Origin of the sequence: Streptomyces hirsutus (assembly GCF_001418415.1) — a bacterium.
GTDB lineage: Bacteria > Actinomycetota > Actinomycetes > Streptomycetales > Streptomycetaceae > Streptomyces > Streptomyces hirsutus.
The window spans coordinates 1-13,820 of record NZ_LIQT01000546.1 but is presented as its reverse complement, the minus strand read 5'-3'; the positions used below and the strand labels follow the sequence as shown (position 1 = coordinate 13,820).

General features: G+C 72.8%; 15 protein-coding genes and 1 pseudogene. 11 read left to right on the top strand and 5 right to left on the bottom strand.

The genetic code is table 11. The features are described 5' to 3' along the window. The 4 genes from AOK11_RS33905 to AOK11_RS33890 form a co-directional block, all read left to right on the top strand. The coding region (locus tag AOK11_RS33905) for a nucleotidyltransferase domain-containing protein (protein ID WP_240497593.1) at positions 1-943 on the top strand (943 nt) is incomplete at its 5' end. A 189-nt stretch (positions 944-1,132) separates the two neighbouring features. After that, positions 1,133-1,981 (top strand): FHA domain-containing protein, encoded by an 849-nt coding sequence (locus tag AOK11_RS33900; protein ID WP_055597504.1) that lies wholly within the window; start codon positions 1,133-1,135, stop codon positions 1,979-1,981. 158 nt (positions 1,982-2,139) lie between these two features. Next, on the top strand, positions 2,140-2,589 hold the full coding sequence (locus tag AOK11_RS33895; protein WP_055597503.1) for a hypothetical protein: 450 nt from the start codon (positions 2,140-2,142) through the stop codon (positions 2,587-2,589). Between the two features lie 37 nt (positions 2,590-2,626). Further along, entirely contained in the window at positions 2,627-2,983 is a 357-nt protein-coding gene (locus AOK11_RS33890; RefSeq protein WP_055597502.1) for an SH3 domain-containing protein, read from the top strand. Between the two features lie 67 nt (positions 2,984-3,050). On the opposite strand, the gene AOK11_RS33885 is transcribed toward AOK11_RS33890, so the two are convergent. After that, entirely contained in the window at positions 3,051-3,446 is a 396-nt protein-coding gene (locus AOK11_RS33885; RefSeq protein ID WP_055597501.1) for a hypothetical protein, read from the bottom strand. Positions 3,447-3,787: 341 nt separating this feature from the next. Between AOK11_RS33885 and AOK11_RS33880 the strand changes: the two genes are divergently transcribed. Continuing rightward, positions 3,788-4,216: a VOC family protein gene (locus AOK11_RS33880; RefSeq protein WP_055597500.1), complete on the top strand. Its 429-nt coding sequence runs from the start codon at positions 3,788-3,790 to the stop codon at positions 4,214-4,216. 57 nt (positions 4,217-4,273) lie between these two features. On the opposite strand, the gene AOK11_RS33875 is transcribed toward AOK11_RS33880, so the two are convergent. Further along, a complete protein-coding gene (locus tag AOK11_RS33875) occupies positions 4,274-5,464 on the bottom strand; it encodes a CaiB/BaiF CoA transferase family protein (RefSeq protein WP_055597499.1) in 1,191 nt (396 codons plus the stop codon). Positions 5,465-5,574: 110 nt separating this feature from the next. Next, positions 5,575-5,853, bottom strand: a complete 279-nt coding sequence (locus tag AOK11_RS33870) for a hypothetical protein (protein ID WP_055597498.1) — start codon at positions 5,851-5,853, stop codon at positions 5,575-5,577. 138 nt (positions 5,854-5,991) lie between these two features. On the opposite strand from AOK11_RS33870, the gene AOK11_RS33865 reads away from it, so the two are divergent. Continuing rightward, positions 5,992-6,897, top strand: a complete 906-nt coding sequence (locus AOK11_RS33865) for a LysR family transcriptional regulator (RefSeq protein WP_055597506.1) — start codon at positions 5,992-5,994, stop codon at positions 6,895-6,897. 86 nt (positions 6,898-6,983) lie between these two features. Here AOK11_RS33865 and AOK11_RS33860 read toward each other — a convergent pair whose 3' ends face one another. Beyond that, positions 6,984-7,538 carry a TetR/AcrR family transcriptional regulator gene (locus tag AOK11_RS33860; RefSeq protein WP_055597505.1) on the bottom strand — a complete coding sequence of 185 codons (555 nt, stop codon included), beginning with the start codon at positions 7,536-7,538 and terminating at the stop codon, positions 6,984-6,986. 373 nt (positions 7,539-7,911) lie between these two features. Here AOK11_RS33860 and AOK11_RS33855 point away from each other — a divergent pair, with 373 nt between their 5' ends. Genes AOK11_RS33855 through AOK11_RS33840 form a run of 4 tightly spaced genes read left to right on the top strand, consistent with a single transcriptional unit; the run spans position 7,912 to position 12,749 of the window. After that, positions 7,912-8,469 carry a (2Fe-2S)-binding protein gene (locus AOK11_RS33855; RefSeq protein ID WP_055597497.1) on the top strand — a complete coding sequence of 186 codons (558 nt, stop codon included), beginning with the start codon at positions 7,912-7,914 and terminating at the stop codon, positions 8,467-8,469. Then, on the top strand, positions 8,466-9,458 hold the full coding sequence (locus tag AOK11_RS33850) for an FAD binding domain-containing protein (RefSeq protein WP_055597496.1): 993 nt from the start codon (positions 8,466-8,468) through the stop codon (positions 9,456-9,458). Before AOK11_RS33855 ends, AOK11_RS33850 begins: the two co-directional genes overlap by 4 nt. Beyond that, entirely contained in the window at positions 9,455-11,623 is a 2,169-nt protein-coding gene (locus AOK11_RS33845) for a xanthine dehydrogenase family protein molybdopterin-binding subunit (protein WP_055597495.1), read from the top strand. Before AOK11_RS33850 ends, AOK11_RS33845 begins: the two co-directional genes overlap by 4 nt. Further along, positions 11,616-12,749, top strand: a complete 1,134-nt coding sequence (locus AOK11_RS33840) for an XdhC family protein (protein ID WP_055597494.1) — start codon at positions 11,616-11,618, stop codon at positions 12,747-12,749. The genes AOK11_RS33845 and AOK11_RS33840 overlap by 8 nt, the downstream gene beginning before the upstream one ends. Positions 12,750-12,895: 146 nt before the next feature. On the opposite strand, the gene AOK11_RS33835 is transcribed toward AOK11_RS33840, so the two are convergent. Beyond that, positions 12,896-13,459, bottom strand: coding sequence for an NADPH-dependent FMN reductase (locus AOK11_RS33835; protein WP_055597493.1), 564 nt, complete (start codon positions 13,457-13,459; stop codon positions 12,896-12,898). Between the two features lie 136 nt (positions 13,460-13,595). On the opposite strand from AOK11_RS33835, the pseudogene AOK11_RS33830 reads away from it, so the two are divergent. Then, positions 13,596-13,820: pseudogene (locus AOK11_RS33830) on the top strand (TetR/AcrR family transcriptional regulator); the annotation flags it as partial.

The following is a 13,820-nucleotide window of genomic DNA, read 5'->3' as shown; positions in this document are numbered from 1 at the left end:
CTCCGCCCCGCAGCCCCTGCCCGCGGAGCTGCGCCCCTATCTGCGCGAGCTGCTCCGTCGCACCCGCACCGTCTGCGACCCTCACCTGGTGAGTGTCCTCGCGGTCGGATCCGTCGCGCTGGGGGACTACCGGCACGGGCGCAGCGACGTCGACGTCACGGTCGTGGCGGACCCGGCACTGCCCGGCCGGGCGCTGCACGAGCTGGCCGACGCGCTCGCCCATCCCGCACTGCCGTGTCCGGCGGCCGGTCTGGAACTGGTCGTCTACGGGGCCGACTTCGCCGCTCGCCCGTCGGGGGAGGCCGGCTATCTGCTGGACCTCAACACCGGTGCGGCGCTGCCGGAGAAGGTGAGTCTCGACCCGGGGGAGTCCGCGCCCTTCTGGTACGTCATCGACCGCTCCATCGCCTTCCACGCGGGGCGTTCACTGTTCGGCAGGCCGGCGCGGACGGTGATCGCCGAACCGCAACGCGCCGCACTGCTCGTCGCGTTGCGTGCCTCCGTCCGCGAGCACGCCGACGGCGAAGACCATCTGGCGGACAACCGGGTACTCAACGGCTGCCGCTCCCTGATGTTCTGCCGCACGGGCCGGTGGTTCCCCAAGCGGCGGGCGGCGCGGGCGGTCGCCGTCGCCGAAACCGACTTCCGGGCCCTCGTCGAGGCAGCGGTGCACAGCTTCGAACGCCCGCGCGGGTCCGCGCTCACCCTGCCCTCCGCCGAGGTGCGTGGCTTCCTGGACCGGGTGGCCGACCGTGTCGACGAGGCCGCGGCGGCGACCGCAGCCACCGGGGAGGCGGAGGCGGCCGGGGAGACCACGAGGACGGCGGAGTCCCCGAAGAACGCGGAACCCGGCACCGGGTCGAAGGAGCCCACCGGGTCGGAGGAGCCCACGGGGTCGGAGGAGCCCACGGGGGTGGGGCATGGGCATCCCCGGCGACAGTGAACGGCCGCTCGGCGAACGGAGGCCTCCTCGCCGACCTGCCGCTCGGCGGCCACGGCGAAGGGGTCGGATCCGTGCTCCCCGCAGGACGGCCGGGACACACGGCCGGACACCTGGGTTTGACTGCTCGCGCCGACTCCCCGTAAGCGGAACCCACCCCTACAATTCTGGCGACGGATCGGGGGAACGACCGTGGAAACGATCATCGTCCAGTTGCCGGATCCCGTGCGGCCGCCGGAGAGCGGTACGCGTGCGGAGACCGGGACGCGCACAGGGGGAGGGGCGGGCAAGCCCGCGCTGCTGCACCTGGGACCGGGCGACGTCGTCGACTTCGGGCGCGGGCCGGCCGTCGGCGGGGGAGTGTCCATCACACTGGCCGATCCCGGAATCTCCCGCCGCGCCGGGCAGTTGGAGGCGGCGGGCGACTACTGGCGGCTGTCCAACTTCAGCCTCAGCGTGTCCTATGTGGTGGAGAACCTGGAGGGCGCCGGGGAGTACATCACCGTGGCTCCGGGCCGGCTCGGAGCGCCCGTGCCCTTCGAGTTCTCCCGTGTGGTGCTCCCCGCCCTCACCGGTACGGCAGCCTTCAAGGTGTTCGCCCCCCAGCACGCCTACCTCGGTGAGCGGTCTGCGCACGGCATCGGCGAACAGACCATCCATCCCTTCGCGTTGGACCCGACGTCGAAGTACTTCCTCGTCCTCGTCGCCCTGTGCGAACCCTTGCTGCGGGACCCGTCGGACTCGGCACTGCCCGGTGTCGGGGAGATCGTGGGGCGGCTGCGCCCGCTCGAGTCCTGCCGTGATCTGACCCGCTCCGCGGTGAACTACCACATCGACTACCTGGCCTTCGCCAAGCTGCGCCTGGACCTCGGAGAGGAGACCGGGGGCCCGGCCGACGGCGGTCGCACCGGAGTCAAACGCGCCCGCCTCGCCTCGGTCGCGCTGCGCTTCGGCCTGGTGCGCGAGGAACACCTCGCCCTGCTCCCCCGCAGGGGGACGCCCCGTCCGGGCGACGAGGGCGCCCGCGCCGACGGCTCCTGACGGGCGGCGGACTCCGACGGGCCCCGGACCCTGATACCTGTCAGGTGCCGGAGGGGCGGTGACGGCCCGTACGGTCACGGTCACGGACGGGGGCCGGCCGGAAGTCCGGCCGGCCTCCGTGCACGACCAGGACATCGCCGACACATGAAAGAGGGACCATGAGCCGTCGACCTCTGAGGACTCTGCTGGCCGCGGGAGGCGCTGCCGCAGTGATGGCGCTCCTCCCCACCTCCGCCCACGCCGCACCGTACTCGGGCGGCAACTACGGGGCCTACGGAATGGAGGGGCAGTACCCCACCATCTCCAGCTGCGCGGGCACCTTCGGCCAGGTGGGGCCCACCCAGCGCTTCGAGAACATGGCACTGAAGTACTTCTACTCCGGCAGTTGCGGCTCCTTCGCCCGGATCGAGAACTCCCGCGCCAACTGCGCGGCGGTACTGGAGCGTTCGAACAACGGGGTGGGCCGTGCCGACGGATGGGTCTCCGAGACCGTCGACCCCGGCATCACCTACGCGTACACGAAGATCGGCAACAACCTCCACGGCCGCGTCTCCCGTGCCCTGCTCACCTGCGACGGACATGTCCTGGCCGAGACGGGCTGGTACTGACAAGGACCAAGGGTCAAGAGACAAGAAGGAGTAGGGCATGCCCAAGTTCAAGCGCACCCGGAGACTGCTGTGCGCCGCCGTGGCCGGTACCGCCCTGGCACTGCTCCCGGTGTCGGCATCCGGCGCCCAGGTGATGTCGCCGGATGCCGACACCGGCACCCGGCAAGTGCTGTCCCGGGGAGGGTACTTCCTGGGTGACGGCGTCAACATCCGCAGTCGTCCCGTCGACGGCACCGTCCTGGGCCAGGGTTACTTCCGGGAGACGTTCACCGCGTACTGCTGGAGTTCGGACGGATACTGGATCCGCCTGACGGCCCACCGGGGGAACGTCACGGGATGGGTCAGCGTCAATTACGTCTTCTACACGGACAGCGGCCCGATGGGTTACTGCTGACGGAGTGATGCCTGTGGTGGGCCACCGTTCCCGGTGGCCCGCCACAGGCATGTCATGACGCGGCGGTTCAGCAGTCGGGCACGCCCGCGATCTTCTGCCCGCCCCGCAGGTACAGGTTGTTCACCCAGGCGACATCGCTGCCGGAGAGCTCCATGACCTGGGTCCACCAGTTGTTGGTGCCCACGGCCGGGTCGGTGACCGTCTCACCCTGGGTCTGGCACACGGCGTCCAGCCAGTACTGCGAACGGACCGCCAGGATGTTGGACCTGGTGTTCGGCCACTCGCGCAGGTTGACGTCGGTCGCCCACACGTACACGTTGGTGAGCGTCGGGTCGTCCGCGGCCGCTGCGGGCGCGACGGAGACGTGCTCCGCCGGCGCTGCCAGGGCGGTGCCGGTGAGGCCGCTGATGGTCAGGGCGGCCGCGGCCAGTGCGGTGGCGGTGCGGCGCGTAAGGTTCCTCATGTTGTCCCCCGGACATTGACGGTGTCGATGCGCGGTCCGGGCCGGCGGTCGGCCGACGCGGTCCGTGCTCAGCACCTTAGGGAGACGTCCGCCCGCCGGGTCCCTGACAGATGTCAGGACAGCGCCGGGGCGCAGTCCTACGGCCCTGCCCGGACGCCCCGCCCGACAGCAGCACGCCGCCGGAGGTACGCCCGGTGCTCCTCGAGCACCCGCCCACGACCGGTGAAAACCCCTCGACGGCCACCGACGCGGTTGTCTACCATCGCCGTGCGGCATCGCGTGCCGGTCATCGACTGGGTGAGGCATGGAGGCGCCGCGGATGCCCGTGGAGGCATTGAACCGTGTCAGTCGAGTTCAACCACACCATCGTTCTCACCCGTGACCGGGAGAAGTCCGCCCATTTCCTCGCCCGGATCCTGGGGCTCGAGGTCGGCGAACCGGCCGGATTCTTCCTTCCCGTGACGACGGCCAACGGCGTCACCCTGGACTTCGCGACCATCGACGCCGACATCCCGGTACAGCACTACGCGTTCCTCGTCTCCGAGGACGAGTTCGCCCCCATCCTCGACCGGCTCGTGGAGGCCGGAATCCCCATCCAGGCCGATCCGCACGGCCGCCACCCGCGCCGCATCAACCGCCACGACGGCGGCCACGGCGTGTACTTCGCCGATCCGGCCGGGCACGGTCTGGAAGTCATCACCCGCCCCTACGGAACCGACCCGGACTCCCCGCTCAACGGCGTCACCGAGGAAGTCCCCGGCGCGGTCTGATCCGTTTGAGCGACTGCCGGGGCCGGACCGGCTCCCGGCAGTCGCTCCGAGGTCCGTTCAGACGACGGCGTCCGCACGCAGGGCCGCGATGTCGGCGGGGGAGTGGCCGAGGTCGCCGAGAATGGACTCGGTGTGCTCGCCGACGGCGGGCACCGGGTCCATGCGGGGCGGGAGGCCCGCGAGGTCGGCCGGGGGGAGCAGGGCCTCCACCGTCGCGCCGGGGACCGCCACCTCGCGCCAGCGATCGCGGGCGGCGAGGACCGGATGGCCGAGGAAGGCGGCGACGTCGTTGACCCCCGCGCAGGCGATACCGACCGCCTCCAGGTCCTCGAGGAGCTCGTCGGCGTCGGAGCGGGCGAAGCGCTCGGCGATCACGGCATCGAGTTCCTCGCGGTGCGTCACGCGCGCGGAACCGGTCGCGAAGCGCGGATCGTCGGTCAGCTCGGGGCGGCCCAGGAACTCGGTGCACAGGGCCGTCCACTCGCGCTCGTTCTGGATGGAGAACAGCACCTCGCGGCCGTCCGCGGTCCGGTACGTGCCGTACGGGGCGATGGTGGCGTGCCGCGTGCCCAGGCGCGGGGGCTGGCTGCCGCCGTAACGGGTGTAGTAGGCGGGCTGGCCCATCCACTCGGCCAGGGCCTCGAACAGCGACACCTCCACGGGGTGGACGGTGCCGGCGGTCGCCCGGGTGTAGAGAGCGGTGAGGATCCCGCTGTACGCGTACATTCCGGCGGCGATGTCGGCCACCGAGACGCCGGTGCGGGCGGTCCCCTCCGGCGTTCCGGTCAGGGAGACCAGGCCCGTCTGGCACTGCACCAGCAGGTCGTACGCCTTGCGGTCGGCCCAGGGGCCGCTCGTGCCGTAGCCGGAGACGGTGCACGGAATCAGACGGGGGTGACGCCGGGTGAGGTCGTCGGTGCCCAGGCCGAGCCGGCCGGCCGCACCCGGTGCCAGGTTCTGCACGAACACATCGGTTCCGGCGAGGAGTCGGTGCAGGATCTCGCGGCCCCGCGGATCCTTGAGGTTCAGGGTGAGGGACTCCTTGGACCGGTTGAGCCACACGAAGTAGCTGGAGTGGCCGTGGACGGTCGTGTCGTAGCGGCGGGCGAAGTCGCCCTCGCCCGGCCGCTCCACCTTGATCACACGGGCTCCGAGGTCGGCGAGCTGCCGGGTGGCGTACGGCGCGGCCACGGCCTGCTCCAGGCTGACCACCGTGACCCCGGACAGGGGATGTCTCTGCACGTCCACGTCTTCCGCTCGCCTTCCGCTTGTTCTCCCGGACCGCTTGTTCTCCCGGACCGCACCCGGTCGCCTGCCGCCCCGTCCGCTCGATCAGTACAGCCGGTGCGAGCGGCCTGTCAACGGCCGCCCCTGGCCCGTTCGGCCCGCTCAGCCGCGTGTCCCGCACGCCCGGTGGGCGGAACCCCGGCGGGCGGCCTGCTGCGGGTGACGACGCGCGCGCCGCGGCCGTCGACGGCACGGACCTGGAGCGAGCCGCATCCGCAACGGGTCCACACCGTGCTGCCCGCGGCGGTGCTGTGCCGCGACACCAGCTGGAACGGCTCGGCATCGTCCGGCCATCCGCAGTACGGGCAGACGACGCCGGCCGTGCCGGTGATTCCGTGCGCGCTGGTCATGGTGGCTCCTCGGCTCCTCGAAGTTCGGCTCCCGGTACGCCACGGCCCGGGCGGCCGTCGTCACACGACCAGGGTGCGTCGCACCTTCCGTACACGTCCAGGTTGACTTTATGGACCCCACCGTGAAGCGTGGACTACATGATTGACCTGCGTCGGCTGCACGTCCTCAGGGCGGTAGCCCACTACGGCACGGTCACCGCGGCCGCCCGCGCCCTGCACTTCACCCCGTCCGCCGCCTCCCAGCAGATCCGCCAGCTCGCCCGCGACCTGGGCGTCGACCTGCTGGAACCGCAGGGGCGCGGCGTACGGCTCTCCCCGGCCGCCGAGAGTCTGCTCGCGCACGCCGACGCCATCGAGACCCGCTGGGAACAGGCCGAACTGGATCTGCGGGCCGACCACGGCGCCCCCACCGGGCTGCTGCGGGTCACCGGGTTCCCGGTGGCGATCTCGGTCCTGCTGGCCCCCATGGCAGCCCGGCTGGGCGCCCGCCATCCCAGGCTGACGGTGCGGATCCTGGAGACGGAGGTGTCGAAGAGCTTCGACCTGCTCTTCGAGGGGGCCACCGATCTGGCGATCGTCGAGGCGACCCCGCTCAACCCGCCGCTGAGCGACGCGCGCTTCGACCAACAGCCGCTGCTGGACGACCCGTTCGACCTCGTGGTCCCCGAAGGGCATCCGCTGGCCGGCCGCGAGCGGGCCGGCCTGGAGGAGGCGGCGCGCGAACCGTGGATCGCGCCGGTGCCGGAGAGCCCCTGCCGGCCCCATGTGATGTCGGCCTGCGGCGCCGCCGGATTCACCCCGGACGTCGTCCACCACGCCCTCGACTGGAACGTCACCGCCCATCTCGTCGCGCACGGGCTCGGCGTCGCCCTGATCCCGCGGCTGGCCCAGCTGACCCCGCACCTGCCGATCACCCGCGTACGCTGCACCGGCAACCCGCACCGCAAACTGCTGACCTGCACCCGAGGGGGCGGCCACGCCCGACCGGCGGTCGAGGCCGCGCTGCGGGAACTGCGGGAGCTGGCGCCGACGGCCGTCGCCTGAGAGCGGCACCCCTCGCGGGGGCCTCGCGCCCGCCGCGCCACCAGGTTCCCCGCCGCCGCTCGGGCGCCCCGCCGCCGGGTTCCCGGCTACCGTCCGGGCGCTCCCGCGCGCAGCCCGTCCATGACGATGTCCAGCAGTCGGGTGGCCCTGGTCCGCCAGTCCCCGGTGGGGTCGAGCTGCCACAGGCCGCCGATCGCGAGAATCATGTCGTCCGAGGTCACCCCGGGACGGATGGTTCCGGCCTCCTCGCAGGCACGCAGCAGGAGTTCGGCCGCCTCGATCACGGGGTTGGGCCCCGGCTTCGCCGGGCTGCCCGGTGCGCCGGTCGCCTGCCTGATGGCGTCGGCCAGCCCGGCCTTGGTCATCGCGAACAGAGCGAGCCGGTCCATCCATTCACGCAGGGCGCGGTCGGGCTCCCGGGTCTCCAGCAGCCGCGCCGCGCTGTCGGCCACCTGGCGCATCTCGTGCCGGTAGATCTCCAGGACGAGATCCTCCCGGCAGGGGAAGTTCCGGTAGAGCGTGCCCTGGCCGACGCCCGCCTTCTTGGCGATCACGCTCAGCGGAGTGTCGGCCGACCGGGTCAATTCGGCCAGCGCGACCTCCAGAATGCGCTCGCGGTTGCGCTGCGCGTCCGACCGCAGGGGCGCCTGCGCGCGCGGGGGCGTGTCCTTGCCCTGCGGCGTGTCCTCGCCGCCCGTGTCCCGGCCCCTGTCCTGCTCCGCGTCCCGACCCACTCGTCCGTCCTCCTTCCAGGCATGGCCGAAACCAGCTCTTGCTAAGCGGACAACTGTCCACTAAATTTTCCCGGTAACGGACAGTCGTCCGCTTCGGTGCATCGTAGCGGTGGCCGCCGACGGTGCGGGAGAGGGCGGGCGTGCCCGTACCCGCGGGTGGCCGACGCCTGCGCTCCCAGTCCGTTGACGAGCTTCCCCCGTCGACCTTCTGACCGTTTCCCACTCGTCCGCCTCCTGAAGGCCCATCCGGCCTGCACGGATCCGCGAAGGAAGGCTGCTCATGGTTCCCCCGACGTCCAGCAGCGTCACCCTGAACATCAACGGCGAGAAGCACACGCTGTCCGTCGACCACCGCACCAGCCTGCTCGACGCCCTGCGCGAGCGCCTCGATCTGACCGGTACCAAGAAGGGCTGCGACCAGGGGCAGTGCGGTGCCTGCACCGTCCTGGTGGACGGCCGCCGCACCGTGTCCTGCCTGCAACTGGCCGTGGCGGCGGAGGACCGGGAGATCACCACCGTGGAAGGCCTCGCCGAGGGGGAGCGACTGCACCCCGTGCAGCAGGCCTTCCTCGACCTGGACGGCTTCCAGTGCGGCTACTGCACGCCCGGCCAGATCTGTTCCGCCGTCGCCGTCATCGAGGAGCACGCCGCGGGCTGGCCCAGCGCGGTCACCGACGACGTGCGGCCCGAAGCGGGACCGCCTCCGCTGACCCCGCAGGAAATCCGCGAACGGATGAGCGGCAACCTGTGCCGCTGCGGCGCCTACGTCTCGATCGTCGAGGCCGTCACCCGCGCCGCCGCCGAACGTACCGAGGCCACCGAGGAGGCCGCCGCATGAGGGAGTTCGACTACCGGCGCGCCGACGACGTCCCGGGCGCGGTCGCCCTGCTCGACGCCGACCCCGATGCCCGCTACCTCGGCGGCGGAACCAATCTCGTCGACCTGATGAGGACCGGCGTCGAACGCCCCGCGCGACTCGTCGACGTACGCCGACTCCCGTTGGACCGGATCGAGCCGACCGATGACGGAGGACTGCGCATCGGCGCCACCGTCACCAACAGCGACCTCGCCGCCCACCCCGAGGTCCGCCGCCGCTACCCGGCGCTGACCGAGGCGGTGCTCGCCGGAGCCTCCGGGCAGCTGCGCAACATGGCCACCGTGGGCGGGAATCTGCTCCAGCGCACCCGCTGCGGCTACTTCGCCGACGTGACCAAGCCCTGCAACAAGCGGCTCCCCGGCAGCGGTTGCCCCGCCGTCGAGGGCGAGCACCACAACCACGCCGTCCTGGGAGCCACCGAGCACTGCGTCGCCGTCCACCCCTCCGACATGGGGGTGGCACTGGCCGCGTTCGACGCCGTCGTCTCCTATCGGACAGCCGACGGTCCGGGCGAGTCGGCCTTCGCCGACTTCTATCTGCCCGTCGGTGACACCCCGCACCGGGAGACCGCGCTGCCCCAGGGCGCGCTCGTCACCGGCATCACGCTGCCCCCCGTGCCGTCGGCCGCCCGCTCCCGCTACCGCAAGGTGCGCGAACGCGCCTCGTACGCCTTCGCGATCGGCTCGGTCGCCGCCGCCCTCGACGTCAGCAACGGCGTCGTACGCGAGGCGCGGCTCGCCCTCGGCGCCGTCGCGTCCCGGCCCTGGCGGGCGCACGCCGCCGAACGCGTCCTCAACGGGGCCCCGGCGTCCGCCGACTACTTCGCCGCGGCCGCCGACGCCGAACTGGCCGCCGCCCGGCCGCTGCCCGGCAACGCGTACAAGGTGACCCTCATGCGCAACCTCATGGTGGCCGTCCTGTCCGAACTCGCCGAGGAGGCCGCCCGATGACCGTCACCACGACCGGCACGGAGACCGGCCCCGCACATGCCACCACGGCTGTCACCACGACCGTGACCGGCGCCGTCGGCACCGCGCACACGCGCGTGGAGGGCCGCGACAAGGTGACCGGAGCCGCCCGGTACGCGGGGGAGATCCCCTTCGCCGACCTCGCCCACGGCTGGCTGGTGCTGTCCACCGTCGCCCGCGGCCGGATCGGCACCGTCGAGACCGGTCCCGTCCTGGCCATGCCGGGCGTCCTCACCGTGCTGCACCACGGGAACGCCCCGCGCCTCCACCTCGACTACATCGGCATGCTGGGCACCCCGCCGGACCCGACCGCCGCCGTTTTCCAGAACGACCGCGTCCCGCACGCGGGATGGCCCGTCGCGCTCGTCGTCGCCGAGACCTCCGAACAGGCCCGCGAGGCGGCCGAAGCCCTTGTCGTGACCTACGAACAGGAGCCGCACGACATCGAGTTCAGGGGCGACCGCCCCGACGCTTTCACCCTGGACGGGCACATGCCCGCAGTGACCGAGAAGGGCGACCTGGACGCCGAACTCGCCGCCTCCGCCCACGTCGTGGACGTCGAGTACACCACCCCCGAAGAGCACCACGCCATGATGGAGCCGCACGCGGCGACCGCCCGGTGGGACGACGGACGGCTCGACGTCGTCGACTCCAACCAGGGCACCACCTGGGTCGCCGACGAACTCTCCCGGATGTTCTCCCTCGACGCGTCCGCCGTGCGGGTGCGCTCCGAACACGTCGGCGGCGGCTTCGGCAGCAAGGGCGTGCGCGCCCACCAGGTGTCCGCCGTCATGGCGGCGACCGCGCTGCGGCGCCCGGTCCGCGTGGTCCTGACCCGCCGCCAGATGTTCTCGCTCACCGGCTACCGCAGCCCCACCGCCCAGCGCATCAGGCTCGGGGCCGACGCCGACGGGCGGCTGCGCGCCCTGGAACACCGCTCGCTCAGCCAGACCTCGACGGTCTGGGACTTCGTCGAGCCCAGCGCCGGAGTGGCCCGGGTGATGTACGACGCCCCCGCCCACCGCACCGCGAACGAGGCGGTGCGGCTCGACGTGCCGTCGCCGACCTGGATGCGCGCGCCGGGCGAGGCCCCGGGCGCGTTCGCCCTGGAGGCGGCGCTCGACGAACTCGCCGAGCGGTGCGGCGTCGACCCGATCGAACTGCGCCTGCGCAACGAACCCGAACGGGGCCCGGTCTCCGGGATGCCGTTCAGCGGACACCGGCTCGCCGCCTGCTTCCGGGAGGGCGCCCGGCGCTTCGGCTGGGCCGGCCGCGATCCGCGCCCCGGCCTGCGCCGGGAGGGCGACCTGCTGATCGGCACGGGCACGGCCGCCGCGTCCTTCCCCGCGGGAGCCGGTCCCTCCACGGCCGCGGTGACGGCGGAGGCGGACGGCACCTTCACCGTGCGGATCGCGGCGGCCGACATCGGCACCGGAGCCCGTACCGCGCTCACCCTGGTCGCCGCCGACGCGCTCCGGGTGGCGCCCGCGCGGATCCGGATGCGGATCGGCGACAGCGACTTCGGCCCCGCGATGATCGCCGGCGGTTCCACCGGTACCCGCTCCTGGGCCTGGGCGATCACCGTCGCGGCCGACGAACTGCGCGAACGCCTGGCGGGGGAGGCCGGCATTCCGGCCGAGGGCGTCACCGTACGCTCCGACACCACCGCGGCCCTCGGAGCCCTGGCGCAGAAGGAACGGCACTCCTTCGGGGCGCAGTTCGCGGAGGTCGCCGTGGACGTCGCCACCGGCGAGGTGCGGGTGCGCCGCATGCTCGGCGTGTTCGCCGCGGGCCGGATCGTCAACCCGCTCACCGCGCGCGGCCAGCTCGTCGGCGGGATGGTCTGGGGCATCTCCATGGCCCTGCACGAGGAAGGGATCCGCGACCGGGTCTCGGGCGGCCACTACGGCGGCGACCTCGCGGGCTACCACATCGCCACGAACGCCGACGTACCGGTCGTCGAGGCGGACTGGGTCGACGACCCGGACCCCGACGACCCGGTCGGCATCAAGGGCATCGGCGAGGTCGGCATCGTGGGGGCCGCGGCGGCCATCGCCAACGCGGTCTGGCACGCGACCGGTGTGCGGCACCGGAACCTTCCCATCCGACCGGACCGGGTCCTCACCGCGGGCGGACCGCATGTTTGACATCGCCGGTGAGCTGCACCAATGGCTCACCGAGGGAAGGGAGTTCGCCGTCGCCACCGTGGTGTCCGTGAGCGGCAGCGCGCCGCGCGGCCCCGGCGCCGCCCTCGCCGTCGACCGCGACGGCACGGTGATCGGCTCGGTCTCGGGCGGCTGCGTCGAGGGCGCGGTCCACGAGCTGTGCCTCGAGGCGCTCGCCGACGGCGGGACGCGGGTCCAGCGGTTCGGATACAGCGACGAGGACGCCTTCGCGGTCGGTCTGACCTGCGGCGGGATCATCGACATCAGGGTCACCCCGGTCGGCGCGCACGCCCCCGCCCGCGAAGTGCTGCGGGCGGCCCTGTCCGCGGTGGTCCGCGGTGAGCCGGTGGCGCTCGCCCGGATCGTCCGGGGCCCGGCCGAGACGCTCGGCGGGGCGCTCCTGGTCCGCCCCGACGGGTCGTACGAGGGCCGCCTCGCCGGCCGTCCGGAACTGGACCGGACGGCGGCGGCCGAGGCACGGGCCCTGCTGGAGGGCGGACGCACCGGCACCGTGGGCGTCTCGGCGGACGGGTCGCGCTGCCCCGGCGGGGTGACCCTGTTCGTGGAGACGTCGCAGCCGCCGCCCCGCATGATCGTCTTCGGTGCGGTCGACTTCGCCGCGGCTCTGGTACGGGCCGGCAAGTTCCTCGGCTACCACGTGACCGTCTGCGACGCCCGGCCGGTCTTCGCCACCCGGGCCCGGTTCCCGGGGGCGGACGAGATCGTGGTCGACTGGCCGCACCGCTACCTGCGTACCGCGGTCACCGACGGGCGCACGGTGCTGTGCGTCCTCACCCACGACGCCAAGTTCGACGTCCCCCTGCTGACGGAGGCGCTGGTGATGCCGGTGGCGTTCGTCGGGGCGATGGGCTCACGCCGTACCCACGCGGACCGGCAGCGGCGGCTGCGCGAGGCGGGCGTGGGCGAGCGGGAGCTGGCCCGGCTCAGGTCGCCGATCGGGCTGGACCTCGGGGCGCGTACGCCGGAGGAGACCGCCCTGTCCATCGCGGCGGAGATCGTCGCGACCCTGCGGGGCGGCACGGGCGCGCCGCTGACTGGCCTACGGACGCCGATCCACCGCGAGGAACGGGCCGGGGCGGGGGTCTGAGCCGAGGCCGGGAGGGAGAGCCGCTGGGCCGGCTCTCCCTCCCGGGATCACACCCGCCCGTCCCCACGGCCAAGGGGGCCGGAGCCGTCGTCGGTACGCCTCCGGCCCCTCGGGCCACGGATCGGGCGCCCCTGGCGCCGAAGGCGTCAGGCAGCGGCCGGCGCGGCGGCGTGGCTGTTCAGACGGGCGATGACCTCGGTCAGCTGCTCCGCGACCTCGGTGTCGTCGGCGGGGTGGAGCTCGGCGAAGCGGGTCACGGAGCCGGGGATGGAGAGCTTGATGTCCTCGCTCACCTTGCCGCCCGCGATACCGAGGGCCTTGCGGGCCTCGTCCTGGGCCCAGACACCGCCGTACTGGCCGTAGGCGGTGCCGATCACGGCGACGGGCTTGTCGCTGAGGGCGGCGGCGCCGAACGGGCGGGACAGCCAGTCGATGGCGTTCTTCAGCACGGCCGGAATCGTGCCGTTGTACTCGGGCGAGAAGAGCAGCAGGGCGTCGGCGCCGGACGCGGCCTCGCGCAGCTGGACGGCGGCGGCCGGCACGGTGCCCTCGACGTCGATGTCCTCGTTGTAGAACGGGATCTCCGCGAGGCCCTCGTGGACCACGACCTCGGAGCCCTCGGGAGCGAGCTTGACCGCGGCTTCCGCGAGCTGACGGTTGTGCGAACCGGCGCGAAGGCTCCCGACGAGGGCGAGGATGCGAACAGACATGAGAACTCCTGAGGGGCTGGAAAGTCAGGGGGACGGCGCGGCGAAGCATCAGGACGAAACATTGCCGCAATCATCCGGACCGGGGTCCGGTTACGTTTCTAGCATTCCAACCGGACCGCGGTCCAGTTTCTTCCCGATGCTTTACGCTGGCTTCATGTCCGCCGTCCCGCCGCCCCCCCCGACGCCCCAGCAGCCCCTCGAGCCGCTGGAGTTGCCGCAACTCGGTGTCGAGATCGATGAGCCCTGCCTGCGGGCCGACGCCGCGCGCAACCGCGCACGCCTGCTGGAGGCAGCCGCCCTGCTGGTGGCGGAGCGCGGCGCGGACGGTCTGACCATGGAGGCGGTCGCCGCGGCGGCCCAG